Raw genomic sequence first — 26,160 nt, 5'->3', positions numbered from 1 at the left:
TGTATAATCACCATATTCCGCAGAAAGCACTGAACCATCATCCACCCATTGAAGCAATGAAAGGGTGGCAAGAAAAACGCCCAGAATTATTTCATAAACGGGTTGTTAATCATGCGGGACCCGACACTTAGCCGCAAATCCTAATTCTGAAATTCAGGATAAGATTTTTCAAGAAGTCCATCAATATGGCTCTAGCTGCGATTACAAGACTATTTATTGTTTCTTTGGAAGGTTTTTGGAAACGCCTGCCTCACTCATGCACTGCGACTTATGAAAAGTTGAAAAAGCTAAGATTTAGCAGGAAAGAATCCGGTTCATAACTAGACTTATGCCGTTGATCCTAGGCTCTTACAAAGCCTGATTCATATTATTTGTTATTAAGACAATTCCCTGGGAAGCCAGCTATCCTTGATTGCTAGCAATGAGTAGGACCTGAAAGAGATTGCAAAGAAAAGCCGAATTAAAGTCGAAGAGTAAAGTTTACAGACAAATCCCGGACATAAAAAAACCCCGGAAAAACCGGGGTTTTTATAAACTGAAATAGACTCAGCTTAATCCTTTTCTTCTACAACCCAGCCTTCAACAACATCAGAACCATGTTCGGCCTTCCAGGCTTTCAGTTGTTTCTGATTGCCACCACGCGTTTCAATGCGCTCACCGGTTTTAGGGTTAACATAAACCTTCATTTTACGGGTGCGGCGGTTGCCTTTTCCGGATTTTGGAGCCGTTTCGGGAGCCAGGTCAAAAATCTCAACCAGATCCTTGACGGAACGACCATGTTTATCCAGAACGGATTCAATTTCCTGTTTGAAAGTTAGTTCTTTTTTAAGTTGGGTGTTTTCTTCCATCTTGCGCAGTTCGTCCTGAAGTTTGCGCATTAATTCTTCTTTTTCACGATACGAAGCTAAAATGGACATGCATTTCTCCTAAGATTTTCAACAGGCGCTGTAATTTTTATACAAAAGTCTATTTTTGGCAAGTCGATTTTTAAATTAGTCGCTACAATGACCGCTCAATTCAGACAAAGTTTCAAAAAAGCAGGATTTATTTAAGGCTAACGGGGTCTATCCCACTCAAGCAAAAGAAAATAGGTGGAAAATGAGTGATTCAGCCAAGAAAAAACTCGTGATCGGCTTAACTGGAGGAATTGGTTCTGGTAAAACGGCAGCAACGGATCTTTTTCAAATGCACGGTATTGCCGTTATCGATGCCGATGTCCTGGCCCGTGAAGCCTTGGCAATAGACTCTCCCTTACTGGTTGATGTTTTTAACCAGTTTGGCCAGGAGTTACAAAATCCCGAAGGGGGATTAAACCGTGCGGCTTTACGTGAACGCGTTTTTAATAATCCGGGCGATAAAAAATGGTTGGAGGAGTTAATCCACCCTTGGGTCAGACAAAAAGTCGAGGCAGCTCTGACCACTGCCCCCAGCGAGTATTCAATTCTGTCTTCACCACTTTTACTGGAAACCGGTCAGGACCAGCTGGTGGATCGAATACTGGTTATTGATATTCCCGAAGCTTTGCAGCTGGAACGAACCTGTGACCGGGATGGCAATACGCCAGAGCTGGTGCGAAAAATCATGGCACAGCAAATCAGTCGAGACAAGCGCCTTGAAGCGGCTACCGATGTGATCGATAACAGCCAGGGCTTTAACGAATTACAAAAGCAGGTAGACTACTGGCATTCCTATTATCTGCAACTGGCTCGGAGTCAAGCATGAGTCCATCCTCAACCCCCCGCATTTTTACCTGCCCCACTTGCGGGCAGGCCAGTGCCATCGCTGCCAGCAATCCCTGGAGGCCGTTTTGCAGTGAGCGTTGCAAACTCATCGACCTGGGCAGCTGGGCAGCGGAAGAACACAAGATAGCCGGCGAACCGGCTCTTGATGAAATGAACTACGATGAGAGTTTGATCACCAGAAATGACTGATGCCAGCCACGCCCTGCCCCCCTAGGGCAAAGACGCGGCGCTTGTCTTCCGGTTGCATCCCGCCCAAGGCGTAGACGGGCATCCTGGCCTCGTATTCGACCAGTTCCTTGAAACGTTGCCAACCCAGAGGCAAGGCATCCGGGTGACAAGTGGTCGAGAAAACCGGTGACAGGGTTATGAAATCAACGCCCAGAGCTCTGGCTTGACGTACAGAAGCCAGATCATGACAGGATGCAGCGACCCACTTGCTCTTGGGTAAAGGCCGCTCAGACAGGCTCATAAGCCGCTCTCCAGTCAGATGAACGCCGGCAGCATCCACTTTTTCCAGTAATTCTGGCTCTGCATTCAGGATCAGACTGGCGCCTGCCTGATTACAGACCTTAAGAAACTCCTCTGCCAGCTGCTGATAGCTATCAGCATCCAGCTGGTGGTCTCTGAGCTGAATCAGCTTTGCGCCTCTTTCCAGTGCCTGGTGGAGGTTGCGAAGACTGGCTTCAGCATCCTCGCAGGAACCGGTAATGACGTATTCGTCAGGCAGAGAGAGCGCATTGACTATAGGGCCATTGGCTTCGGGAAACTGGTAGGAGTGCAGGTCTTCCAACTTCACCCAGCGAACCGGCTGACCTTCACGACCCCAGGGCTCGCCCTCGAAGCAAAGCACCTTCCAGACATCCAGCAGGATCTTCTTGTGAGGGTAATGATGGTTTACACGAATCAGTGGCCGCGCTTTAAGTATCTGGATTCCCAGCTCTTCCTGGATTTCCCGCTGTAGCGCCTGAAACCCGGTTTCATAGGGTGCCAGTTTACCGCCGGGAAACTCCCAGAGTCCGCCCTGATCAACATCATGGGGTCGCTTGGCAATCAGGACTTCACCCTGATCATTCATAATCGCTGCTGCAGCAACCAGCAGGGGATGGGGCATAGCTCAGTCTACCTCTAGGACAGATGTATTTAGGTGCGATAATCGGCGTTAATGGTCACATAATCATGTGAAAAATCACAAGTCCACACATCTTCCCTGGCTTCACCCCGACCCAGATGAATTCTAAGAGCCAGCTGGCTCTGCTGCATCACAGCTGAACCCTGTTCTTCCGTATAGCTGGCAGCACGCCCACCTTCCTCAACCAGGAGAACATCATCCAGATAGACGGTAACTCCCTCCACCTTCAGGTTCTCCATGCCGGGAGCACGACCAACAGCCGCCAGTATCCGCCCCCAATTGGCATCGCTGGCATAGAGAGCTGTTTTGACCAAGGGTGAATGAGCCACGGTGTAGGCAACATCCAAGGCTTCTTGTTGGCTGGCAGCTTCAGCCACTTCAACCCGAACGAACTTGGTCGCCCCTTCACCATCACGAACGATCATCCAGGCTAGTTCCTGCATAACGCTTAAGAGAGCCTGGCGAAAAGCAGCCAGATCTTCGGGGGCAGCTTCACTCACCTCGGGCCCATGATTCGTCGCCAGCAGCAGACAGCTATCATTGGTGGAGGTATCACCATCAATCGTGATGCGGTTAAAACTTTGATCACAGGTTTCCTTGAGCAGCTGCTTGAGCAATTGCTGATCCAGGCTTGCATCGGTTGCCACAAAACCCAGCATGGTGGCCATATTCGGCTTGATCATGCCGGCACCCTTGGCAATACCACTAATACGCACTTCCTGTCCCTGAATATGGCAAGAAGCTGTTGCTCCCTTGGGTCGGGTATCCGTAGTCATGATGCCAGCTGCAGCTTCGGCCCAGCCAGCGGCTGTCAAAGCTGAAACCGCAGCCGGCAAGCCTTCAAGCAGCCGAGACATGGGTAGTTGCTCACCGATAACGCCGGTTGAGAAAGGCAGCACTTGAGAAGCTTTAACACCGGTCAGAGCAGCCAACTCAACGCAGGTCAGCTTGGCATTCTCAAGACCGATTTTACCAGTACCGGCATTAGCATTACCGGTGTTGATAACCAGGTAACGCGGTGGATCTGCTTGCAGATGTTCCTTCGCCAGCTGCACGGGCGCAGCGCAAAAGGAATTCAGAGTAAATACACCGGCGCAGCTGGCACCCTCCGGCAATTCAATAACAACCAGGTCTTTGCGGCCCGGCTTTTTGATGCCTGCACTGGTGGTACCTAAACGCAACCCTGAAATCTCATGGAATTCAGGAAGGGAAATTTCTCCAACGGCCATGCTCTTGCCTCTTAACTGAGTTTACCGTGACACTGCTTGTATTTTTTGCCGGAACCACAGGGGCAGGGTTCATTCCGACCGACCTTGGGGTATTCACGTTTAAAAGGTTGACCCTGCTGCTCACCAGCGCTTTCTTTCTGCCCGGGTGCTGCAGGCGCATCATGCTGGGCTTTTTGCCGCTGCTGTAGCAATTCGGCTTCAGCCTTACGCTGGCGTTCCAGTTCTTCAACCTCTTCCGGGGTTCGGATTTTCACATGACTGAGAATCCGGACAACATCCCGGCGTACGTTACCCAGGAAGTTCTCGAACAACCCAAAGGCTTCTTTTTTGTATTCCTGCTTGGGATTTTTCTGAGCATATCCACGCAGATGGATACCCTGGCGCAATTGATCCATATTTTGCAGATGTTCTTTCCAACGGGTATCCAGCACCTGCAACATCACCTGCTGTTCAAAGCGTCGCAGCAAATCACCACCAGCCTGCTCATCCTTGGCCTTGTAGGCAGCTTCCAGCTCTTCGTGGAGTTTTTCCCTGAGGGTTTCTTCATGCAGACTTTTATCTTCATCCAACCACTGCTGAACCGGCACAGGTAGATTAAATTCCGTCTCCAGATGCTTTTCCAACTCGGCAATTCGCCATTGCTCAGGCATGGATTGAGGCGGAATAAACAGGGATATAGCTTCCGAGAGCACATCCCAGCGCATTTCTTCGACTTCTTCAGCAATATCCTGGGCTTCCAGAATTTCGCGGCGCTGACTGTAAACCACCTGACGCTGGTCATTATTAACATCATCGTATTCAAGCAGCTGCTTACGAATATCAAAGTTGCGCCCTTCAACCTTGCGCTGGGCTTTTTCCACCGCATTGGTCACCATCTTGTGCTCGATGGCCTCCCCTTTTTGCATACCCAGCATGCTCATCATGCTTTTGACGCGATCAGAGGCAAAAATGCGCATCAGGCTATCTTCCAGGGACAGGAAGAAACGGGTTGTACCCGGATCACCCTGACGGCCAGCCCGGCCTCGCAGCTGGTTATCGATACGCCGGGATTCATGGCGTTCGGTACCGATCACATGCAGGCCACCGGCTTCCAGAATCAGCTGATGACGTTGTTCCCATTCCGACTTGAGGCGCTGTAAGTCGTCGTCACTGGGATTTTTCAATTTCGCGGCTTCATTTTCCCAGTTGCCACCCAAAACGATATCGGTACCACGACCGGCCATGTTGGTGGCCAGGGTTACCGCACCGGGACGGCCCGCCTGGGCAATAATGTCGGCCTCGCTTTCATGCTGTTTGGCATTCAGCACCTTATGCTGAATACCTGCTTTCTTCAGCAGACGACTGACATATTCGGAGGTTTCAATAGAAGCCGTACCGATCAGGACGGGCTGCTGCTTTTCGATTGCAAACTGGGTGTCCTTGATGATGGCTTCGAACTTTTCTTCAGCCGACATGTAAACCAGGTCATTGTAATCCTTGCGCTGAACCTTTTTATTCGGCGGAATAACGACCACATCCAGGCCATAGATATGGTTAAACTCAAAGGCTTCGGTGTCGGCGGTCCCTGTCATGCCCGAGAGCTTTTCATAAATACGGAAGTAGTTCTGGAAGGTGGTAGATGCCAGAGTCTGGCTCTCTGCCTGAATAGGCAGGTTTTCCTTGGCTTCAATCGCCTGATGCAGGCCTTCGCCCCACCGACGACCCGGCATGGTACGCCCGGTATGCTCGTCAACGATCACCACCTGGTTATTATTGACGATGTAATCCACGTCTTTATGGAACATATGATGAGCACGCAAACCTGAGTGCACATGGTGAAGAAGATTGAGGTTGCTAGCTGAATAGAGACTATCCCCTTCCTGAATCAGACCTTCTTGCGCTAACAGTTTTTCGACCAGTTGGTGACCCTGTTCGGTCAGTTCCAGGTTGCGTTGTTTTTCATCAACAATGAAATCGCCTTCCTCTTTTTCTTCATCCCAGGGTGTCAAGGAAGGAATCAGGCGATTGATGGTCTTGTAAAGTGCTGAACTATCCTCCGCTGCACCAGAGATAATCAGAGGTGTACGAGCTTCATCAATCAGGATGGAATCCACTTCATCGACTACGGCAAAGAAATGGCCTCTTTGTACACGATCCTTAAGAGAAAAAGCCATGTTATCGCGCAGATAATCAAAACCGAACTCATTGTTGGTGCCGTAGGTAATATCAGCCTGATAGGCTTCACGCTTTTCTTCAGCTTTCTGTCCTGAATAAATAACACCCACACTGAGGCCCAGAAAGGTATAGAGTTTTCCCATCCAGTCCGCATCACGGCGAGCCAGGTAGTCATTCACCGTGACTACGTGCACACCCTTATCAGCCAGAGCATTCAAATATACTGCCAGGGTCGCTACCAGGGTTTTACCTTCACCGGTGCGCATTTCTGCAATTTTCCCCTGGTTCAGTACCATGCCACCAATTAACTGAACATCAAAGTGACGCATCCCCAAGGCTCGCTGACCCGCTTCACGAACCAGAGCAAAGCTTTCCGGTAACAACTGATCCAGACTTTCTCCTTCGGCAACCCGCTTCTTAAAGGCCTGGGTTTTTGTTTTAAAGTCTTCATCTTTCAACTGCGAGAATTCCGGCTCTAGTTGATTGACCTTTTCAACCAGTTTACGCAGTTGCTTGAGTTCGCGGTCGTTTTTACTACCAAAAATCTTCTTTAATAGGGGGGTAATCATTGACTGTCCTTACCCGTGATGTGAGGGATCAATAAAATTGGCCGCTCAACATAGCACGTTTTTGTTAAAAAGTGTTTAGAGGGATTTTAACACTCTGACCACAGAGAAACACCCGCCAGAAGCGGGTGCTGAAGAAAAAGGCAGGAGGTGCTAGGGGGCTGATCGGGCTACGTAGCGAGCAGGGTCTACGGGGCGGCCTTGGCGTATCACTTCATAGTGCACATGAGTACCGGTACAGCGCCCGGTACAACCCATGTAGCCAAGAACATCGCCACGCTGAACTAGCTGTCCCTTCTCTACGTTGAAGCTGTTCATGTGAGCATAGCGAGTAACAAATCCATCACCGTGGTCAATTTCTACCAGGTTGCCATAACCACCGCGCTCAGATGCATGAACGACAATACCCGCACCTGTAGCTACAATTTCGGAGTTTTCACGGCCTGCATAATCCAGACCCTCATGCCAGGAAGTACGACCAGTGAAGGGGTCACTGCGACGCCCAAAGGTGGAAGACATCCAACCACTGGTCACGGGACGACCAGCCAAATAAACCTGATCAGCCAGATTGCGTTCAGTCAGCAGTGAATGAATCAACTCCAGCTGTTGATGACGCTGTTCAATCTTACGGCTGAGTGAATCCAAGGTATCCATCAACTCGGTATCGTTATAACCCGAACTCTCTTCATAAAAAGACTCGGGGCCGCCCATGGGTGGGGGTTGATCAAAGTTGAATTCATCACCCAGCTCAGCAACAGAAGTCAGTCGCTTACCCAGGGCATCCAGTCTCAATAAGCGAGCCTGGAGTTCACCAATACGCGGCGTCAAGGCGTCAATACGCTCAATCGAACGGCGCTTAATCTCTTCAATCTCTTCGCGCTGGGCCTGGAGTTCCTCTTCCATCATGCGATTGGCTTTGTTGTTATGCAGACGTTCACTCGCATCCACCCACCAGTAGACAAAGGTTCCGCCAATGGCTGCAGGCAGCGTAAATACCACTGCAAAAATAATGGCAAGGAGACCTGGAGTCAGCCTGAAGGATTTACTGGAACTGTGCGAATTGCTGCAAAAAATCAGGTTCATTGATCGCTTCCTGTGTTTGCCCCTTGGTGTTCTGCTGGTTCTTAGCTAAGATCTTTTTTCCAATATCTTGAAGGGGGTGGTGTGAGTATAAAGGCAAGAGAGGGTAGAACAAAATCCCTAAATGCACTTATTAACAAAGACACCTCAGTTCTGGGGGGTATTTTTAACCAAGCTGCAAAACTGCAACATATTGAAACACTTGTACTGCATCATCTACCCGATGAGAGCAGGGATTATTATCGCGTCGGTAATTATCAGGCAGGCCGACTCTTGCTACTAACGCCCAGCGCTCTCCAGTTAACACGCTTTCGCTACTTGAAACCCGAACTCTTGCTGAAACTCCAGACCCTGCTTCCCGAACTAAAAGACATAGAACTCAAAGTCAGGCCAACGCCTCCGGCCAGCAAGGAAGAACCCAAAGGCAAACCCATTTCTGAGCAGACGCGTCTGCAACTGCTGGAACTGGCCAAGGAAACCGACAACCCCAAACTTAAATCAGCTCTAACCAGCATCGGTAAAAAACAAAAAAGCCAGCAATAAGCTGGCTTTTTTAGGATCAATTGCCGATTAGGCCAAGGCTGCGGCAGTTGTATAGGAAATGGGCGACTTGGCTTCCTCTCCTTCGAAAGTAACCACTTCCCAGGCATCCGGCTGGCTGATCAACTCACGCAAGAGCTTGTTGTTCAAACCATGTCCGGATTTATGCCCTTTAAACTCGCCGATCAGACTCTTGCCGAGAAGATAGAGGTCACCAATGGCATCCAACACCTTGTGTTTGACGAATTCATCTTCGTAACGCAGGCCATCCTCATTAAGAATCCGGTAATCATCCACCACTATGGCATTTTCCATGCTGCCACCCAGCGCCAGATTCCTGGAACGCAAGTATTCAATGTCGCGCATAAAACCAAAGGTGCGCGCACGGCTCACTTCACGAACGAAAGAAGTGGTAGAAAAATCAATCGTCGACGTCTGTTTCTGATCACGGAAAACTGGGTGATCAAAATCGATACTGAAACCAACCCTAAAACCTTCGTGGGGTTCAAAGCTGGCTGTCTTGTCATCTTCGCTGACAGCCACCTTTTTCTTGATACGGATAAACTGTTTAGCGGCTTCCTGTTCCTGAATACCCGCTGATTGCACAAGAAACACAAAAGGCCCGGCACTTCCATCCATGATCGGCACTTCGGCCGCACTGACTTCAATATAAAGATTATCAATCCCCAAGCCAGCCAGAGCCGAAAGCAGATGCTCTACGGTACTGACCTTTACACCCTTTTCACAAAGGGTGGTGGACAAGGTAGTTTCACCAACATTGTCAGCACGAGCATGAATTTCTGCCACAGGATCAAGATCCACACGACGGAAAACAATGCCCGTATTAACCGGTGCAGGTCGAAGGGTTAAATAAACTTTTTCACCGGAATGCAGGCCAACTCCAGTCGCCCTGATGGTGTTTTTGAGAGTACACTGTTTAATCATTGTCACTCTTCTCAGCTCACAAGAGCTAGATATTCAGGAAGAACCCAGCCTATATAAGCCGAGCCATAATTTCATGTAACTTTAACAAAAAAATGCTAGCAGCGAAACTTTAGTCTTTAGTAAAAGAGATAAGTTTCGTATTTTTAGCTTTTTTTGCGTTACTAATCTGCTTGTTTTCTGAGGAAGGTGGGAATATCCAGCATAGAGGCCTGATCACCTGCTGGAGCCGCCTGAGCTCTGGCAGTAGCCTGGCGAGCTGCCTGCGCACCTCCGGAAATACCGGTATCCGCCAAAGCCGCTCTTTTTCCAGATCTCGGGGCTGCTTCCGTTTCTGCTTTTTTGGGTACCTCAGTTTTATTTTCCAAACCGGTTGCGATTACGGTAACCCGCAGCTCATCCCCCAGGGAGGGGTCAACTGTATTACCAACAATAATGGTGGCATCTTCATCGGCATGCTCATACATGAGAGCAATGACTTCATCAAACTCTTCCAACTCCAGGTCAGCATTGGCAGTAATATTGACCAGAATACCCTTGGCGCCTTTAAGATCGATGTCCTCAAGCAGCGGTGAACGAATAGCTTGTTCAGCAGCTTGCAGATGGCGCTGTTCACCGGAGGCTGCTCCAGCCCCCATCATGGCCGTGCCCATCTCTGACATCACCGTGCGCACATCGGCAAAATCGACGTTCATTTCACCGGGATGAGTGATTACATCGGCAATCCCCTTGACCGCCCCCAGCAAAACGTCGTTTGCCTTAGCAAAAGCCCCCTTCAGAGTAATCCCCTTGGGCAGGACTTCACGAAGACGTTGATTGGGAATAACCACCAGAGAGTCGACGTGCTTGGTTAGCTCACCAATCCCCTCTTCAGCCAAACGCATCCGCTTGGGGCCTTCATTATTAAAGGGCTTGGTTACAACTGCTACTGAAAGGATACCCAGCTCGCTAGCCACTTCAGCCACCACCGGGGCAGCACCTGTTCCGGTACCGCCGCCCATGCCAGCAGTGATGAATACCATATCGGCACCCTGGAGAATATCGGCAATCACCTCACGATCTTCCAGCGCTGATTGACGACCAACCTCGGGATTAGCACCCGCGCCCAAGCCCTTGGTAATGTCACCACCCAACTGAATCTTGATGATAGGGGTATCGCTTAGAAATGCAGCTTCTTCTTCCTGCATTTCCTCTTCACTCAGCTGAACACGCGACATTTCCAGTACCGCGTCAGCGCTGCTGGCTTGCCCGGTATGGCGAGCTGTTTCCACTGCTTTTTGCTTGCGCAGGATACCGCTGACCTGCTTGTCAATATTTTTAAGAGCCTGGGCATCCGTGTTGGCACAGATAAATTCCACATCCTGGATTTGGTTAGCCACCATGTGAGCGACAGCATTACCACCCCCGCCACCTACACCAATGACTTTAATCACTGCCAGGGAGGAAGGTGTATTTTCAACTATCTCAAAAGCCATTTGCCCGTCTCCTGAAAACAACGCTCACGCAAAAAATTGATATTGGCGCTGCTAATCGACCCATAATTACGAAAATTTGCTCTAGACTAACAAATCCAGCCTGCAGAAGAAAACACATCAATTCAAAAATCGAACTAATTCAATATGATGCTGTTTTAACGCCTTATTAAAATTGGCGCTGAAACCAGCGCTTGATACGCCCCATCAAGGCTTCATTTGCATCTTCTTCAACCTGGCTATCATAGCGGTAGCCGCCTTCTGGTAAAGCTTCACTGTCCGTTCGCTGCAAAGCGTAGTGCAGCAAGCCCACACCTGTAGAGTAGATGGGATTGCTAACCACATCATTCAGCCCTTCAACAAACTGAGGGCTGGCCAAACGCACCGGTGCATGGAAAATCTCTTCAGCCAGTTCCACAGCACCTTCAATCTTCGCGGTACCACCGGTCAACACTATACCGGCAGCAATACGATCCTCAAAACCACTACGTCTCAGCTCTGCTTGAATGAGAGTGAACAATTCATCGTAGCGAGGCTCCACGACCTCTGCCAAAGCCTGGCGAGAAAGTTCCCGCGGTGGACGGTCGCCAACGCTGGGCACTTTAATCAATTCATCCGGCCCTGCCAACTGGGTTAGGGCGCAAGCATACTTGATTTTGATCTCTTCTGCGTTCAGCGTCGGCGTACGCAGAGCCATGGCAATATCATTGGTCACCTGATCACCGGCAATCGGTATCACTGCAGTATGGCGAATGGCTCCTTCGGTAAAGATGGCAATATCCGTGGTGCCGCCACCAATATCCACCAGGCAGACACCTAGCTCTTTTTCATCTTCAGTCAGTACCGAGTAACTGGAAGCCAACTGCTCAAGAATAATGTCTTCTACTTCCAGGCCACAGCGACGCACACATTTTTCAATATTCTGAACGGCATTCACTGCACAGGTCACCAGATGCACCTTGGCTTCCAGGCGAACACCAGACATTCCTAAAGGCTCACGAATGCCTTCTTGGTTATCTATAGCATACTCTTGCGGCAATATATGGATAATTTTTTGGTCGGCCGGTATTGCCACAGCCCTTGCCGCGTCAATGACTCGCTCCAGATCAGCTTCACCGACTTCACGATCTCGAATAGCCACGATACCGTGAGAATTCATGCTGTGCACATGGCTGCCGGCAATACCCACATAAACCGAGTGTATTTCACAGCCTGCCATGAGTTCAGCTTCTTCAACGGCTCGGCGAATCGACTGAACCGTGGAATCAATATTGATGACCACCCCTTTTTTCAGTCCGCGTGAAGGGTGCGACCCCAGGCCAATAATTTCCAGATTACCTTCGGGCGTTCGCTGGCCAACTATGGCAACGACTTTTGAAGTGCCGATATCCAGTCCGACAACCAAACTTCCCGGGTTAGACTCTTGTGCCATAATAAAGGAAAACTCCTAGCGTCTTGCTTCAGTGCCAGCAGGCCGAAGCCGGTCAGGTTACCCCCTGGACTGTCTCCATTCTACAGCAAGACCATTGGGATAACGCATATCTATTGTGTCGACCTCTTGTCGTTTTTGTTCTGTCCAGTTTTTCCAGATCCAGAAAAAACGGTTCAATCGTCTTTCTATATTATCACGCCCAAGTAAAAGTGTAACGCCGGTGTCAAGCTCAATTTGCCAAGCACCTCGCGGTTTGAGGTCAATTAAGCTAACTTTTACGCCCAAAGTGTTCAATTCCGGTGACATAAGCTCATACAGACTTAAGACTTCCTGCAACTGATCAGTTGCACTGACCAGCTGCACATTCAGATTTAAATCATCACGATTGTGAGGATAAAAAACTTCGCCCTGCTCATCGATCAAAGCGCCTTCATTCCAGAATGCCCAGGGTTTGCGCTCAACCAGTTCCATCTTGATCCTGTCCGGCCAATTGCGGCTGATGCGCACTTCCTTTAACCAGGGAGCTTCTTCCAATGCCCTACGCAACCCTTCAAGATCCACTTTCCAAAAAGGTTCTGCCAGCCAGGGCAAGGCTCGCTGGCGAATGTCTTCCTGATCAAGGTGAGCCACCTCGCCATAAATAGCGACCTGCCCCACCGGCCTGGCTAGCATCCAGTGAAGACCCGCTGCCAACAAAAACAGTAGCAGCATTAGGGGAGCCAGGGTTTTTACCCAGGTACTCAGGCCACCCGCCATTTTTTATTCGACCGCCTCGGTATAGACTTTGAGTCGAGCCAGCTTGATCAGCATCAATACCAGTTCTTGAAAGCCGATGCCTTGATAGGCGGCTGCCTGAGGCACCAGGCTGAGATTGGTCATCCCCGGACTGGTGTTTACCTCCAGTAGCCAGGGCTGGTTTTCGGCATCCACCATGATGTCAACGCGTCCCCAGCCTTCACACCCCACAGCCAGATAAGCATCCAAAGCCAGCTGCTGCAGTGATTGCTGTTCCTCTTCAGGCAGGCCGCAAGGCAAGAGGTAATGGGTGTCTCCTGTGACATACTTGGCACTGAAATCATAAAAATCATGACTGGTTTGCAAGCCAATAACCGGCAACGCCTGTTTATCCAGGATACTAACGGTAAATTCAGCGCCCTGAATATAGCGCTCTGCCAGAACACGGCCATCATATTGACTGGCTTCTTTCCAGGCCTGTCGCAGCTCATTAGCCGAATTCACCTTACTCATTCCCAGACTGGAACCTTCATGAGCCGGTTTAACCATCAAGGGTAAGCCCAATTTTGCAACCACCGCTTCAGGATCACTTGCTTCGGTCAAAAGACAGGAAGCTGGTGTGGGCAAGCCCTGCCCCATCCACACTTGTTTACACTTGAATTTGTCCATGGCCAGAGCTGACGCCATCACATCACTGCCGGTGTAGGGAACCCCCAGCCACTCCAGGACACCCTGTATACAGCCATCTTCACCACCACGGCCATGCAGGGCTATAAAAGCACGATCCATGGGTTCAGATAGCAATTGTGCCAGGGCATTTTTTCCCAAATCCAGCCCAAAGGCATCAACACCGCTTTCCAACAAAGCCGTCAATACGGCCTGCCCGCTTTTCAGGGATACCTCCCTTTCTGCTGAGCAACCTCCCATCAGAACGGCAACGCGACCCAGTTGTTTGATTTCTTCTTGGCTTGCCTGCATCCAGGACTCCACTTATTTACTGAGATTCTTTGACAAAATTCAGGTGGCTTTTGGCCAGCCGCTGGGCGATACCGCCTATATCACCAGCCCCCTGGGTCAGGAGAATATCGCCGGGACGTAAAACGTCAGCCAGCAGGTTCTCCAACTCTTCAGGATCATCCACAAACAAGGGATCTATCTTACCTCGCTGGCGGATAGAACCACTGAGGGTGCGACCATCGGCACCGGGGATTGCCGCCTCACCAGCAGCATAGACATCCAGCAGCACCAGGGTATCTACACCGGACAGAACCTTGACGAAATCCTCGTAGAGGTCACGGGTTCGGGAAAAACGATGTGGCTGGTAAAGCATGACCAGACGGCGATCCGGCCAGCCTTCACGTACGGCTCGAATAACTGCTTCCACTTCACGGGGGTGGTGGCCATAGTCATCCACCAGCATGACTTCACCACCAGGCACAGGAAAATCGCCTAGATGCTGAAAACGCCGCCCCACACCCTGAAAATTCTTGAGCCCCTGAACGATATCTTCATCAGAGATGCCTTCATCGGTGGCTACGGCAACAGCCGCCAGGGTATTGAGAACGTTATGGCGTCCCGGAGTGTTGACCTCCAATTGCAGATCCGGCAGATCGTGGGGACGTTTAACCCGAAAACGGATACTCCGCTGCTGTTGTTCGAAATCCGTAGCAACAAAATCGGCATCAGAACTGAAACCATAGGTAAGAATAGGACGACCGATCCGGGGCAGGATTTCTTTGACATTATCATCGTCAATACAGACCACTGCCAGTCCATAAAAGGGCAGATTGTGGAGGAATTCGATGAAAGTAGTCTTCAGGCGGTCAAAGTCACCCCCATAGGTAGACATGTGATCAGCATCGATATTCGTAACGATAGACACCATGGGCTGCAGATGCAGGAAGGATGCATCCGATTCATCGGCTTCGGCCACCAGATAGCGGGACTCACCCAGGCGTGCGTTGGTTCCTGCCTGAGTCAACTTACCCCCGATAACAAAAGTCGGGTCCAATCCGGCCTGAGCCAGGATAGAAGCCATAAGGCTGGTTGTTGTGGTTTTACCATGGGTTCCGGCCACGGCGATACCATGGCGAAAACGCATCAATTCCGCCAGCATTTCGGCACGGCGCACTACGGGCAAGCGAGCAGCCAAAGCGGCCGCCACTTCGGGATTGGCCTCGTTAATCGCGGTAGAAACCACGACCACATCGGCGCCTTTGATATTGTCCTCATGATGCCCCAAAGCCACCTGAGCGCCTCTTTCCAGCAAGCGTTCCACAGCTGGTGATGACTTCACATCCGAACCACTGACCTGATAACCCTGAGTTAACAGGACTTCGGCAATACCACACATGCCAGCACCCCCAATACCAACAAAATGCAGGTGGCGGATACGGCGCATGGTGGGCACGCGATAGGGGAGTTCAGTCATTTAAGCTTCATCCTTCATCAGGTAGTCAGTCAGGTTTACAGTTGCTTCAGGCTGAGCAAGGCTTCTTGCCTTGACCGCCCTTTCCAGTAATTGTTGTGGCTGCTGCAATTCTTGTTGGAGCAGTTCGGCCAGATGCTCTGGGGTCAGCTCAGGTTGGGGCACCAGCAGTGCAGCACCCGCATCCGAAAGAAAGCGGGCATTATGCGTCTGATGGTCATCAACCGCAAAGGGATAGGGAACAAAGATGGCAGCCACTCCAGCAGCCGCCACTTCGGAAACCGTCAGCGCACCAGCCCGGCAAACCACCAGGTCAGCCCAGGCCAGCGCTTCGGCCATGTCCTCGATAAAAGCACTGAGCTGCAGGCGTTCCTGGTGGTTCCAGTTGGCTTGATAGGCAGCACGGGTCATTTCTTCTTTTCCCCCTCCTGCTTGATGGCGCACTTCAACATCGACCTCTGCCGGTAAAAGGGCCAAAGCTGAAGGCAGTGTCTGGTTAAAAATCTGTGCGCCCAGACTACCGCCTACCACTAGCAGACGCCTTGGCCCCTGGCGTGAAGCAAAGCGTTGCTGAGGTGGTGGAATCCTGGATACTTCAGCGCGCACCGGATTGCCCAGGCAGATCACCGGTTTTTTGCTCTTAAAGGGCGTGGGAAAGGCCGCAAATACCCGATGTGCAAAAGGAGCCAAATAACGATTGGTCATTCCGGGCCGGGCGTTCTGCTCATGAATATACAGGGGAATACGCAGAAGTATCGCTGCCAGGCCACCCGGACCACTGGCAAAACCACCAAAACCGATTACTCGACGCGGTCGCAGCCGCCTTAACAACTTCCACGCCTGCCAAACTGCAGCCAAGAGACGCAGAGGTGCCAAAAGAAGCGTTAACTTACCCTTACCCCGAAGGCCGCTGATCGCTAGAGCATGAAACTCTATACCCGTAGGTGGAATACGTTGGGCTTCCATGCTCTTGGCTGAACCCAGCCAAGCCAGGCTTTGACCTCGCTGCTGGAGTTCATCCGCCACAGCCAATGCCGGAAAAATATGCCCACCGGTACCACCGGCCATGATCAAGGTATCAATTTGCTTCTTTGCCATTTGCTCTAGCCTTAACAGCTTCCAGAATGCGGGTTTCCTGGTCAGCCCTGAAAATCAAACCCAAGATGATACCATTGGCCAAAAGACTACTGCCGCCATAGCTCATCAGCGGCAATGTCAGCCCTTTAGTCGGTAGCAAGCCGGTATTAACGCCCAGATTGATCAGTACCTGCACAGCAAAAATAACGCCCAACCCATAGCAAAGATAGGCAGCATAAAAATGCTGAACCCTTTCGCTGCGACGTCCAATCAAAAAGACACGCACAATCATCAAGGCAAACAACCCCAGAGTCACCAGAGCTCCCAGAAGCCCCAACTCTTCAGCCAGGATGGAAAAAATAAAGTCAGTGTGAGCTTCGGGCAGGTAAAAGAGTTTTTGTACACTATTCCCCAGCCCCAGACCGGTCCACTCACCACGCCCGTAGGCAATCAAAGCTTGAGTCAGCTGATAGCCGGAATCAAACTGGCGAGCCCAGGGGTCGGTAAAACTGACCAGGCGCTGCATCCGGTAGGGCTCACTGATAGCAATCAAAGCCAGTGCGCCGACAGCCAGCACCAAGACCAACAGGAAGTGGGAAAAACGCACCCCGGCTAAAAAAACCATGCCCATCACCGCAGCCATGACCACCACCAGAGCGCCGTAATCCGGCTGGGCAATCAAGAGCCCGCCATAAAGCACCACGAGAAACAAGGGCTTAAAGAAACCACCAAAGGTTTCCCGCACGCTTTGCAGGTGACGAACCAGATAACCAGCCAGATAAATCAACAGACAAATCTTGGCCATTTCCGAGGTTTGCAGGTTCAGGGGCCCTAGGCTCAGCCAACGGGTACTGCCGTTAACTTCGCGACCCACCAGCAAGACGGCCAGTAAGAGCAAGAAAGCCAGCATCAAAAACCAGTGTCCCTGAAAACGTATCCAGGACAGAGGAAAGCGACTCACCAATAAAGCAACAGCAATTGCCAGCAGTATAAAAAACCCCTGGCGCACAGCAAAATAATGGGCTGAGCCGGTCCAGACTTCTGCTTGGGCTACAGAAGCCGAGCTCACCATCAACCAACCCAGCAAGACCAGACAAAGGCAACTGAACAATAACCAGCCATCCAGTCTTAATGTCCAGCCATTATCCTGACCTTCTGAAGGCCGGAAAAAACGGACCAGTTGCCCACCCCGATCGGTCAAGCGGGTAATTGCTGAACGCACGTTGCAAATACCTCACCACGCTTAGAATAGCTGGTAAATTGATCGAAACTGGCGCAGGCAGGGGACAAGAGCACGGCGTCACCAGCAGCAGCCTTGGCCGCTAAATCCCGAATAGCTGTTTGCAGGTCCCCGGCATTCCAATGTTCAATTTTTTCGGGAAGCTGCTCTGCCAACAGACTGGCATCTCGTCCTATCAGGGCCACACCAGCAACACTAGCGCCCAATGCCTGCTTAAGGGGAGAAAAATCTTGTCCTTTACCTTCCCCCCCCATAATCAACCAAAGGCGGGGAAAATCCTTTTGCAAACCCCGGATTGCCGCCAGTGAAGCACCCAGATTGGTCGCCTTGGAATCATTGATATAAGTAACGCCCTGTTTAACTGCAACCTGCTGGCACCGATGAGGTAGATTAGAAAAGCTTTTCACAGCAGCGGCCAGTTGTTGCAGCGGCAAATCAGCGGCAGCTGCCAAGGCGTAAGCCGCCAACACATTCAAAAGGCCATGCTCCCCGGCCAAGGGCACTTCCTTGGCCGAGATTAAGGCTTCTTCGCCACGCACCAGCCAGGTTTTACCGTCTATTTCCTTCAGCCCTAAATCCCGGTCTGAAGGTGGTGCATCCAGGCCAAAGCTGATTCTTGGTGCCAGCTGACCGTGAATAGGTTGGGTCTGATCATCTTCACGACTGAAAATCACATGCTGGGCATGGTGGAAAATGCGCTGCTTGGCAAAAATATAATCCTGCATACTGGCATAACGATCCAGATGATCCTCACTGATATTCAGCAAGGCCGCTCCTTGGGCCTGGAGCGACAGGGTTGTTTCCAGCTGAAAGGAAGAAAGCTCCAATACATAAAGATCCTTGGCGCCCTCGGCCAGAAGATCCAGTGCAGGCAGGCCGATATTACCGCCCACCCCCACTTTTTTGCCTATTGAAGCAGCCATATCGCCAACCAGACTGGTCACGGTGCTTTTGGCATTGGAGCCGGTGATCGCCAATATAGGGCGGCTGGTCGCCCGGCAGAACAGCTCGATATCGCCGATGATTTCCTGACCGGCCTCTCGAGCTTTTTGTAAAGCGGGTTCAGCCAAACTGACACCAGGACTTACCAACAGACGTTTAGCTTTACGCAGCAGCTCAGCATCCAGGGGGCCCAACCAGATGTCGGCATCAGGAAACTCTTCTTCAAAGGCGGCCAATCCCGGAGGCTGGTAACGAGTATCGGCAATTGCAAAGGCTTGTTGTTGACTGTCCAGATAGCGAGCCATCGACAGACCGGTCGCTCCCAGACCTATAATCAAATCGTAATTGCCAACCGAAGTTTCACCAGACATTTTTCCTCCTTGCAGACTGGATTAACGCAATTTCAGGGTCGATAGCCCCACGAGCACCAGAACCACGGTAATAATCCAGAAACGCACTATCACACGAGGTTCGGGCCAACCCTTGAGTTCAAAGTGATGATGCAACGGAGCCATGCGAAAAACCCGACGTCCGGTGAGCTTAAAAGAAGCCACCTGAATAATGACCGAGAGGGTTTCCATCACAAAAATCCCGCCCATGATAAAAAGCACGATTTCCTGACGTACGATCACAGCGACTACCCCCAGAGCAGCACCTAGAGCCAGAGCTCCCACGTCACCCATAAAGACTTGGGCCGGATAGGTGTTAAACCAGAGAAATCCTAGACCCGCACCGATAATAGCCGCACAAAAGACCACCAGTTCACCGGAGCCAGGTACAAAAGGAATTAGCAGGTATTCGGCAAAGTTCACATTACCGGACGCATAGGAAAAAATGCCCAGCGCTCCAGCCACCATGACTGTGGGGAGAATAGCCAGACCATCGAGGCCATCGGTTAAATTCACCGCATTACTTGAGCCGACAATAACCAGGTAAGTCAGGACAATGAAAAAGCTACCCAATTCCAGTGCATATTCCTTGAAGAAAGGAAAGATGAGTTGGGTTTCGGCAGGCACTTCAGCCGTCATATAAAGCAGAACAGCCGCACCTAAGCCCACCACTGATTGCCAAAAGTATTTCCAGCGGGCTGGCAGGCCACGCGGATTTTTTTCCACCACCTTGCGCCAGTCATCGACCCAACCGATAGCACCAAAACTCAGAGTCACACCAACAACCACCCAAACAAAACGGTTGCTAAGATCGGACCAAAGCAAGCTACTCAAGGTAATGGAAAGCAGGATCAGTGCTCCACCCATGGTAGGTGTTCCGGCTTTGGAAAGGTGGGTCTGGGGGCCGTCATCGCGTATAGCCTGACCGATCTGACGACTGGTTAAGCGACGAATGACCCAGGGGCCCACCAGCAGGGAAAATGCCAGGGAGGTAAGAACACCGAGAATACTTCTGAAGGTCAGGTAATTGAAAACTTCAAAGGCAGTAAAGTATTGAGTTAAGTATTGGGTTAGCCAAAGCAACATGTGAGTCGTCTTATTTAATTTTTTCTTGAATAAAAAAAGTGATCCGGCGTTTAAAAACTCTGCAATCTTTAAACTTGATCCGTCGATCCAGGCTGTAAGAGCTTGACCAACTGATCCATGCCAGCACTGCGAGATCCCTTGACCAGTACACAGGTCTGCTCGTCGAGGTGAGGCTTGAGAGCAGTCGCCAGGCCGGACAAATCGGCAAACACCTGGGCCTTGTCGCCAAAACCCCGCGCGGCAGCTTCAGCCGGACCAGCCAGGGTATATAAAGCATCCAGCCCTTTTTGCCGTGCGTATTCACCCAGCTCCTGATGAATCGCCTCAGTGGCCTCGCCCAGCTCGGCCAGATGCCCCAGGGCCAAAAAACGTTTACCGGGAAATTCCGCCAGCAGATCAACTGCTAACTTTACTGCACCTGGACTGGCATTGTAACTGTCATCCAGCAGGAGGGCACCACCATAAGCGTTGACTCTGTGTAACCGCCCTTTAACCGGCTGCAAATCAGCCAGTACCCGCGCCTGGACTGCCAGATCGATGCCCAGGCTACCAGCGACGGCGATGCTGGCCAGTGCATTGGCCTGATTATGACGACCAGGCAGTTGCAACTCGCAAGCTTGGACCCCCCAAGGAGTGGTCACCTCAAAACGGGAAAGCCCCCAGACCGAAGACAGGTCACTCTGGACACAAACCTCACCCTGCGCCAACCCGAAACTTAGAACCCTGCAGCGAGCCTTTTGCTGCCAGTAAGAGAAAAAACGATCCTCGGCATTGAGAACCAGCAACTGCTCCTTACCTAGCGCTGAAATCAGCTCACCCTTGGCTTCGGCAATTGCTTCCAGGCTGCCAAACTCGCCCAGGTGGGCCCCCGTCACATTGGTGATCAAGCCAATATCTGGCTGAACCAGTTCAGACAGATAGGCAATTTCTCCCAGATGGTTGGCCCCCAGCTCGATCACTGCTGCCTGATGTTCCGGCCCTAATTCCAGGAGGGTCAGGGGAACGCCGATAGCGTTATTGAGATTACCCCGGGTTGCCAGAACCTGATCCCAATGGCGGGAAAAAATGGCCGCCAGCATTTCTTTAACCGTGGTTTTGCCACTGTTACCGGTCACTGCAACGACAGGCCCCTGGAAAAGATCACGATTCCAGGCCCCCAATTGGCCCAGGGCATCCAGACAGGAAGCGACCTTAACCTGCGGCAAAGGGTCATCGACCCAGTCTTCCACCAAGGCCAAGACAGCTCCCCGGGAGCGCGCTTCCTGGATAAAGTCGTGGCCATCAAAACGCGGCCCCTTGAGAGCAACAAAAAGACAGCCCGCTTGTAGCTGCCGGGTATCAGTAATGACTTGTGCAAAGGGAAGCTTCGTGTTTCCGCGCAGCTCGCCCTCGACCAACTCGATCAAGTCTTCAGCGGAGAGGGGGTGCATCATGGTTAATTCCTCCTTGATAAGGCCTCAAGGGCCACCTGACTATCCATAAAAGGATAACGCTGACCACGGATTTCCTGATAATCCTCATGACCCTTGCCTGCCAGAAGCACCCAGTCGTCGGGTCCAGCCTGCTGAATGGCTGCGTCTATAGCCAATCTGCGATCGGCAATCTCTTGGGCTCGACTACCTGCAGCCTGAAGAATCTCTGCACGGATCTTCGACGCCTCTTCATCGCGCGGGTTATCATCAGTCACTACCACCTGATCCGCCCTTTCAGCAGCCACCTTCCCCATCAGGGCACGTTTACCCTGATCACGATTGCCACCACATCCCAGCAGGCACCAGATTTTACCCTGGGCGTGTTGCGCCACGGCAGCCAGGGCTTGCTCCAAAGCATCCGGCGTGTGGGCATAATCCACCACCACCTGAGGCAGGCGATCTGCTTCTTCGCTGCTGGGCTGGAGCAGCTGCATTCGCCCCTCGACTGGTTGTAGGCACTCGACCAGTGGCAGCAGCTCTTGCGGGGTACGGTCTTCGGCGAGGAGGACACCCAGCGCAGCCAGGCAATTGGCAAGATTAAAGCGTCCTAACAAGGGCAGGGTAAAATCATAATGCTGTCCCTGCCAGCGCAGCTGAGCCTTGACCCCTCGGGCGGTAAAGTCACTGCGGGTCAGCAGCAGATCGGCGCTAGCCTCCTCCAAACTATAAGTCAGGGTTTGGCCCGGCAACTGGCGGGTTAAGAGCTCACGTCCCAGCGAAGTATCGAGATTGATAATCTGGTGCTCGACTTCCGGGCGGGAAAACAACAGGGCCTTGGCTTCGCCATAGGCTTCCAGGGTCTGATGGTAATCCAGATGATCGCGGGTCAGATTGGTAAGCACAGCTGTCGTGATAGGCAGACCATCCAGACGTCCTTGATGCAGGGCGTGTGAGGAAGCCTCCAGGCAGACCGCATCCACCTTCTGGGCCACCCAATCTTGATAAAAACCATGCAGCCTGAACAGATCCGGGGTGGTATGACTGGCTGGCTGCAGCTGATGCAGCTCACCGTATCCAAGAGTTCCCACTAATACACTTTTTTCACCCAGCTGGCTGCGCAGCTGACAGAGGTAATGAGCCACCGAGGACTTGCCATTGGTTCCGGTCACGGCCGTGGTTTTTATTCGGCCAAGATCCAGGCCGGTAGAAAGAGCCAACAGCTGGCCCAAATGATTTGCCAATTCAGGCAGCTGCAAATGCCAGACTTGATCACCCAAAGACTCCAACTGAAGCGAGCCCTCACTGACCAGTAGTGAAGCCCCCTTTTTTCGAGCCTCATCCAAAAATTGCTGGCCCGATTGCTTGACGCCTGGCAAGGCAAAAAAAACATCACCTGGCTCTACGCAGCGGCTATCTTTAACCAGTCGCTTGCTAGGGGGCAGAGGTGCTGAGAAGTCCTGAAGCTGTGGCCAAATAGCCGCCCAGCATTCCAGTGGATTGATGGCCCGTTTTAGCTGCAAAGAACTCATGTTTTACTTAACCTGAACAATTAGTTTTCCACCTGCTGGGGAGCATCGGGAGGAATATCCAGAATCCTTAATGCATGCCCCATCACCCGCCGGAAGACGGGAGCGGCCACTTCGCCACCGAAGTACTCCTGCCCCTTGGGACTATCCAGGAGCACCACAGCAACAAGGCGAGGATCACTAGCTGGTGCTATCCCGGCAAAAGTAGCCAGATAATCGCCAGACTGGTAGCCTTCAGAACCCAACTTGTGGACCGTACCGGTTTTACCCGCAACGCGATAGCCGGGAATAGCCGCCTGAGTACCTGTCCCTCCGGGCTGAGTTGCTCTTTCCATCATGGCCAACACCTCGGCAGTCACCTCAGGGTCAAAAACCTGTCGCCCCTGCTCGGGTGTTTCCTGCCGTAATAGTGTCAAGGGGTGCATCACCCCGCCATTGGCCAGCGCCATGTAGGCCTGAGCCAGTTGCCCCAGGGTAACGGATAGGCCGTAGCCATAAGAAAGGGTCGCTCGCTTGATACGACTGATATTAAAGGTACCCGGCAGTACTCCGGAAGCCTCACCGGGGAAGCCACTGCCTGTTGCCTTGCCAAAACCCAGAGCATCAAAGTAATTCACCAGCATCTGCTGTGGTAATTGTAGGATCATCCGGGAAACGCCGACATTACTGGAATGAGTCAGAATTCCAGCCAGAGTGAGCTCACCATAATCCCTGAAATCGCGGATGGTTTGCCCAGCCAAACGCATAACACCGGGTGAAGTGTCTATCTCGTCTTCTGGTGAAAATTCACCCGATTGCAGAGCAATGGCCACACTAAAGGGCTTGATCACCGAGCCGGGCTCTATCAGATCGATCAAGGCCCGGTTACGCATGGCTTCAGCATTCATGGCCGTGCGATTATTGGGATTAAAAGACGGCTGGTTGACCATCGCCAAAACTTCTCCGCTGCGGGCATCGAGAAGTATCAAACTTCCTGAATCGGCTTGGTGCTGTTCTACTGCAGCTTTAAGCTCACGATAAGCTAGGTATTGGAGGCGTAAGTCTAAGCTCAGGACCAATTCCTGCCCCGGCTCTGCTGGCTGCAGCGTGGCCAGGTTACGTACTCGGCGACCGCGTAAATCTTTAAGTACTCGTTTGCTGCCGGGCGTAGCTTCCAACCAGTGGTCCCAGGCCAGCTCCATGCCCTCCTGCCCCTCTTCATCGATATTGGTAAAGCCAACCAAGTGAGCAGCAACTTCACCATTGGGGTAATAGCGTTTATATTCATCGCGTGTATAAACCCCCGGCAATTCCAGGGCCATGACTTCAGTCGCCAAATCAGGCGTCACCTGGCGCTTCAAATAAAGAAATTCCCGCCCTGCATCTGCATAACGATCGATTAAACGCGCCAAGTCTTCGGGTGAACGGTCCACCAGAGCAGCCAGTTCGCGCACGGCTGCTTCTTCTCGAGGGAACTGTCCGGGATGAATCCAGAGGGTGACAACGGGTGAGCTGATCGCCAGAGGCTCGCCATGGCGATCCGTGATCATGCCTCGATAGGCAGGCAGGGGTTCGGTACGTAAAGTGCGCACATCCCCCTGATGCTGGAGAAAAGCACTATCAAACAGGTGCAACTGGACCAGGCGACCCACCACGATCAGCATCAAAACTGTCAGACCGATCCAGACCAGATAGAGACGCCAGGAAGGCGCAGCTTGCATGGATTTCACCGGATCACCCTGATTTCAATATCCGCAGATTCAGGCAAGCGCAAATCCAGTTGCCCGTCAGCCAGCTGTTCCAAACGAACCGGGTTAACCAGGGCGCTTTCTTCCAGCAATAAGCGCCCCCACTCCACCTGGAGAGCATCCCGCTCCCCTTCCAGAGTTTGCAGGCGTACCTGCTGAGAGCGGGCTTGATGGGTAATCTGAACCAAAAATTGGGCGCTGATCAAAACGGCCAGGGTCACGCCAAGCAGGAGCCAATGAGATGACCGCCAATGCTGCCAACCCACCAGGGTCGAAATTTTCCGCAGGCGTTCTACCAACCCCTTGTCCACCTCAATTGACCTCCGGCAACTTTTCCGCTGTTCGCATCACGGCACTACGTGCCCGAGGATTGAGTTTAACCTCTTCAGCACTGGCTTTGACAGCCTTCCCCAGCAATTTAAGACGCCGCTTCAGCTCGCTCTCGCGGAAGGGCACTCCGGGAGGCAAATGGCTATCCCCCTTGGCGGCATCGCGCATAAAACGCTTGACCATACGATCTTCCAGCGAGTGAAAGCTGATCACAACCAGACGACCACCAGGAGCCAGGAGGTCCAGTGCCTGATCCAGGAGGCGTCTCAGGTCATCCAGTTCCTGGTTAATATGAATGCGAATACCTTGAAAAGCCCGAGTTGCTGGATGCTTATGTTTTTCCCAGCTAGGGTTAGCCGCCTTGATAATTTCCGCTAACTGACCGGTCCGCGTAATCGCCTCTTCCTGGCGCGCCTTGACCAGAGCACGGGCCATTCTTCTGGCGTGTCTTTCCTCGCCATAGTGGAAGAGCACATCGCTGATCTCTGCTTCACTGGCGGTGGCCAGCCAGTCAGCCGCACTGGGACCAGCAGCGGTATTCATGCGCATATCCAGGGGGCCATCCTGCATAAAACTGAATCCCCTTTCCGGGTCATCCAGTTGAGGGGAAGAAACACCCAAATCCAGCAGAATCCCCTGAACACCACCTCTGATACCCGCCTCTTCGAGGCAGCTGGGCAGATCGGCAAAGGAAGCATGGTGGATGGAAAAACGTGAGTCTTCAGCAGCCAGTTGATGGCCCACTTGTAAGGCTCTAGGGTCCTTATCGATTCCCAGGAGTCGCCCCTGCTCATTCAGGTGCTGAAGCAGCAAGCGACTGTGTCCGCCTCGACCGAAAGTACCATCAACATAGACACCACCTGGGTCCTGATGCCAGGCAGCCACAGCTTCCTGCAAAAGCACCGTCAGGTGTTGATCGGCAACAGGGGGATCTTGCGAATTCCGGGCCGGATTATTAGACATAGTGAACTCAGGTGTTAGT

General features: G+C 51.9%; 23 protein-coding genes and 1 pseudogene. 4 read left to right on the top strand and 20 right to left on the bottom strand.

The features are described from left to right. Positions 1–131: pseudogene (locus tag DFK18_RS14700) on the top strand (IS481 family transposase); the annotation flags it as partial. A 420-nt stretch (positions 132–551) separates the two neighbouring features. Here DFK18_RS14700 and DFK18_RS12335 read toward each other — a convergent pair. Further along, the gene (locus DFK18_RS12335; RefSeq protein WP_114418569.1) at positions 552–917 is read right to left on the bottom strand and encodes a histone-like nucleoid-structuring protein, MvaT/MvaU family; all 366 of its coding nucleotides are present in this window, start codon (positions 915–917) and stop codon (positions 552–554) included. Between the two features lie 181 nt (positions 918–1,098). Between DFK18_RS12335 and coaE the strand changes: the two genes are divergently transcribed. Both coaE and DFK18_RS12325 read left to right on the top strand, forming a co-directional pair. Next, on the top strand, positions 1,099–1,722 hold the full coding sequence (coaE, locus tag DFK18_RS12330) for a dephospho-CoA kinase (RefSeq protein WP_114418568.1): 624 nt from the start codon (positions 1,099–1,101) through the stop codon (positions 1,720–1,722). Continuing rightward, a complete protein-coding gene (locus DFK18_RS12325) occupies positions 1,719–1,931 on the top strand; it encodes a DNA gyrase inhibitor YacG (protein WP_114418567.1) in 213 nt (70 codons plus the stop codon). The genes coaE and DFK18_RS12325 overlap by 4 nt, the downstream gene beginning before the upstream one ends. Here DFK18_RS12325 and DFK18_RS12320 read toward each other — a convergent pair. From DFK18_RS12320 to DFK18_RS12305, 4 genes are all read right to left on the bottom strand, one after another. Continuing rightward, positions 1,915–2,853 (bottom strand): Nudix family hydrolase, encoded by a 939-nt coding sequence (locus tag DFK18_RS12320; protein WP_114418566.1) that lies wholly within the window; start codon positions 2,851–2,853, stop codon positions 1,915–1,917. The two genes, DFK18_RS12325 and DFK18_RS12320, sit on opposite strands and share 17 nt — an antisense overlap. A gap of 29 nt (positions 2,854–2,882) precedes the next feature. Continuing rightward, positions 2,883–4,100, bottom strand: a complete 1,218-nt coding sequence (gene argJ, locus DFK18_RS12315; protein WP_114418565.1) for a bifunctional glutamate N-acetyltransferase/amino-acid acetyltransferase ArgJ — start codon at positions 4,098–4,100, stop codon at positions 2,883–2,885. A gap of 11 nt (positions 4,101–4,111) precedes the next feature. Further along, on the bottom strand, positions 4,112–6,823 hold the full coding sequence (gene secA, locus DFK18_RS12310) for a preprotein translocase subunit SecA (RefSeq protein ID WP_114418564.1): 2,712 nt from the start codon (positions 6,821–6,823) through the stop codon (positions 4,112–4,114). 150 nt (positions 6,824–6,973) lie between these two features. Beyond that, positions 6,974–7,903 (bottom strand): M23 family metallopeptidase, encoded by a 930-nt coding sequence (locus DFK18_RS12305; protein ID WP_114418563.1) that lies wholly within the window; start codon positions 7,901–7,903, stop codon positions 6,974–6,976. An 81-nt stretch (positions 7,904–7,984) separates the two neighbouring features. On the opposite strand from DFK18_RS12305, the gene DFK18_RS12300 reads away from it, so the two are divergent. Then, on the top strand, positions 7,985–8,443 hold the full coding sequence (locus tag DFK18_RS12300; protein ID WP_114418562.1) for a DciA family protein: 459 nt from the start codon (positions 7,985–7,987) through the stop codon (positions 8,441–8,443). A gap of 27 nt (positions 8,444–8,470) precedes the next feature. Here DFK18_RS12300 and lpxC read toward each other — a convergent pair whose 3' ends face one another. The 15 genes from lpxC to rsmH all read right to left on the bottom strand — a co-directional run bounded on the left by lpxC (position 8,471) and on the right by rsmH (position 26,141). Further along, on the bottom strand, positions 8,471–9,385 hold the full coding sequence (gene lpxC / locus DFK18_RS12295) for a UDP-3-O-acyl-N-acetylglucosamine deacetylase (protein ID WP_114418561.1): 915 nt from the start codon (positions 9,383–9,385) through the stop codon (positions 8,471–8,473). A gap of 161 nt (positions 9,386–9,546) precedes the next feature. Further along, a complete protein-coding gene (gene ftsZ, locus DFK18_RS12290; protein WP_114418560.1) occupies positions 9,547–10,857 on the bottom strand; it encodes a cell division protein FtsZ in 1,311 nt (436 codons plus the stop codon). Between the two features lie 166 nt (positions 10,858–11,023). Further along, positions 11,024–12,286 (bottom strand): cell division protein FtsA, encoded by a 1,263-nt coding sequence (ftsA, locus tag DFK18_RS12285; RefSeq protein WP_114418559.1) that lies wholly within the window; start codon positions 12,284–12,286, stop codon positions 11,024–11,026. Positions 12,287–12,343: 57 nt separating this feature from the next. Continuing rightward, on the bottom strand, positions 12,344–12,943 hold the full coding sequence (locus DFK18_RS12280; RefSeq protein WP_162299777.1) for a cell division protein FtsQ/DivIB: 600 nt from the start codon (positions 12,941–12,943) through the stop codon (positions 12,344–12,346). Positions 12,944–13,045: 102 nt separating this feature from the next. After that, positions 13,046–13,999, bottom strand: coding sequence for a D-alanine--D-alanine ligase (locus tag DFK18_RS12275; protein ID WP_114418557.1), 954 nt, complete (start codon positions 13,997–13,999; stop codon positions 13,046–13,048). Positions 14,000–14,015: 16 nt separating this feature from the next. Further along, positions 14,016–15,452 carry a UDP-N-acetylmuramate--L-alanine ligase gene (gene murC / locus DFK18_RS12270; RefSeq protein ID WP_114418556.1) on the bottom strand — a complete coding sequence of 479 codons (1,437 nt, stop codon included), beginning with the start codon at positions 15,450–15,452 and terminating at the stop codon, positions 14,016–14,018. Then, a complete protein-coding gene (gene murG / locus DFK18_RS12265; protein WP_114418555.1) occupies positions 15,453–16,547 on the bottom strand; it encodes an undecaprenyldiphospho-muramoylpentapeptide beta-N-acetylglucosaminyltransferase in 1,095 nt (364 codons plus the stop codon). It abuts the gene before it with no gap. Continuing rightward, positions 16,528–17,748 carry a putative lipid II flippase FtsW gene (ftsW, locus tag DFK18_RS12260; protein WP_245944382.1) on the bottom strand — a complete coding sequence of 407 codons (1,221 nt, stop codon included), beginning with the start codon at positions 17,746–17,748 and terminating at the stop codon, positions 16,528–16,530. The genes murG and ftsW overlap by 20 nt, the downstream gene beginning before the upstream one ends. Then, positions 17,724–19,079 (bottom strand): UDP-N-acetylmuramoyl-L-alanine--D-glutamate ligase, encoded by a 1,356-nt coding sequence (murD, locus tag DFK18_RS12255; RefSeq protein WP_114418554.1) that lies wholly within the window; start codon positions 19,077–19,079, stop codon positions 17,724–17,726. Before murD ends, ftsW begins: the two co-directional genes overlap by 25 nt. Positions 19,080–19,100: 21 nt before the next feature. Beyond that, on the bottom strand, positions 19,101–20,183 hold the full coding sequence (mraY, locus tag DFK18_RS12250) for a phospho-N-acetylmuramoyl-pentapeptide-transferase (protein ID WP_114418553.1): 1,083 nt from the start codon (positions 20,181–20,183) through the stop codon (positions 19,101–19,103). 68 nt (positions 20,184–20,251) lie between these two features. Then, entirely contained in the window at positions 20,252–21,616 is a 1,365-nt protein-coding gene (locus tag DFK18_RS12245) for a UDP-N-acetylmuramoyl-tripeptide--D-alanyl-D-alanine ligase (RefSeq protein ID WP_114418552.1), read from the bottom strand. 2 nt (positions 21,617–21,618) lie between these two features. Continuing rightward, a complete protein-coding gene (locus tag DFK18_RS12240) occupies positions 21,619–23,124 on the bottom strand; it encodes a UDP-N-acetylmuramoyl-L-alanyl-D-glutamate--2,6-diaminopimelate ligase (protein ID WP_114418551.1) in 1,506 nt (501 codons plus the stop codon). 20 nt (positions 23,125–23,144) lie between these two features. Further along, the gene (locus DFK18_RS12235; protein WP_114418577.1) at positions 23,145–24,821 is read right to left on the bottom strand and encodes a peptidoglycan D,D-transpeptidase FtsI family protein; all 1,677 of its coding nucleotides are present in this window, start codon (positions 24,819–24,821) and stop codon (positions 23,145–23,147) included. A gap of 5 nt (positions 24,822–24,826) precedes the next feature. Beyond that, a complete protein-coding gene (gene ftsL / locus DFK18_RS12230; RefSeq protein ID WP_162299776.1) occupies positions 24,827–25,159 on the bottom strand; it encodes a cell division protein FtsL in 333 nt (110 codons plus the stop codon). A 1-nt stretch (position 25,160) separates the two neighbouring features. Next, positions 25,161–26,141 (bottom strand): 16S rRNA (cytosine(1402)-N(4))-methyltransferase RsmH, encoded by a 981-nt coding sequence (gene rsmH, locus DFK18_RS12225; RefSeq protein ID WP_114418549.1) that lies wholly within the window; start codon positions 26,139–26,141, stop codon positions 25,161–25,163. Between the last annotated feature and the right edge of the window lie 19 nt (positions 26,142–26,160).

This window comes from Marinospirillum perlucidum, assembly GCF_003336805.1.
Classification (GTDB): Bacteria; Pseudomonadota; Gammaproteobacteria; order Pseudomonadales; family Halomonadaceae; genus Marinospirillum; species Marinospirillum perlucidum.
Note: the sequence above shows the minus strand (reverse complement) of the source record. Positions and strands in the feature narration are given on the sequence as shown.

Bases quoted from the DNA above. Each gene is read 5' to 3' on its own strand.
- DFK18_RS12275 (WP_114418557.1), bottom strand. From the start codon at position 13,999: ATGCAGGCAAGCCAAGAAGAAATCAAACAACTGGGTCGCGTTGCCGTT.
- DFK18_RS12320 (WP_114418566.1), bottom strand. From the start codon at position 2,853: ATGCCCCATCCCCTGCTGGTTGCTGCAGCAGCGATTATGAATGATCAG.
- murC (WP_114418556.1), bottom strand. From the start codon at position 15,452: ATGACTGAACTCCCCTATCGCGTGCCCACCATGCGCCGTATCCGCCAC.
- murG (WP_114418555.1), bottom strand. From the start codon at position 16,547: ATGGCAAAGAAGCAAATTGATACCTTGATCATGGCCGGTGGTACCGGT.
- secA (WP_114418564.1), bottom strand. From the start codon at position 6,823: ATGATTACCCCCCTATTAAAGAAGATTTTTGGTAGTAAAAACGACCGC.
- murD (WP_114418554.1), bottom strand. From the start codon at position 19,079: ATGTCTGGTGAAACTTCGGTTGGCAATTACGATTTGATTATAGGTCTG.
- lpxC (WP_114418561.1), bottom strand. From the start codon at position 9,385: ATGATTAAACAGTGTACTCTCAAAAACACCATCAGGGCGACTGGAGTT.
- ftsA (WP_114418559.1), bottom strand. From the start codon at position 12,286: ATGGCACAAGAGTCTAACCCGGGAAGTTTGGTTGTCGGACTGGATATC.
- DFK18_RS12335 (WP_114418569.1), bottom strand. From the start codon at position 917: ATGTCCATTTTAGCTTCGTATCGTGAAAAAGAAGAATTAATGCGCAAA.
- ftsZ (WP_114418560.1), bottom strand. From the start codon at position 10,857: ATGGCTTTTGAGATAGTTGAAAATACACCTTCCTCCCTGGCAGTGATT.
- DFK18_RS12240 (WP_114418551.1), bottom strand. From the start codon at position 23,124: ATGAGTTCTTTGCAGCTAAAACGGGCCATCAATCCACTGGAATGCTGG.
- DFK18_RS12325 (WP_114418567.1), top strand. From the start codon at position 1,719: ATGAGTCCATCCTCAACCCCCCGCATTTTTACCTGCCCCACTTGCGGG.
- DFK18_RS12305 (WP_114418563.1), bottom strand. From the start codon at position 7,903: ATGAACCTGATTTTTTGCAGCAATTCGCACAGTTCCAGTAAATCCTTC.
- coaE (WP_114418568.1), top strand. From the start codon at position 1,099: ATGAGTGATTCAGCCAAGAAAAAACTCGTGATCGGCTTAACTGGAGGA.
- mraY (WP_114418553.1), bottom strand. From the start codon at position 20,183: ATGTTGCTTTGGCTAACCCAATACTTAACTCAATACTTTACTGCCTTT.
- argJ (WP_114418565.1), bottom strand. From the start codon at position 4,100: ATGGCCGTTGGAGAAATTTCCCTTCCTGAATTCCATGAGATTTCAGGG.
- DFK18_RS12235 (WP_114418577.1), bottom strand. From the start codon at position 24,821: ATGCAAGCTGCGCCTTCCTGGCGTCTCTATCTGGTCTGGATCGGTCTG.
- rsmH (WP_114418549.1), bottom strand. From the start codon at position 26,141: ATGTCTAATAATCCGGCCCGGAATTCGCAAGATCCCCCTGTTGCCGAT.
- DFK18_RS12245 (WP_114418552.1), bottom strand. From the start codon at position 21,616: ATGATGCACCCCCTCTCCGCTGAAGACTTGATCGAGTTGGTCGAGGGC.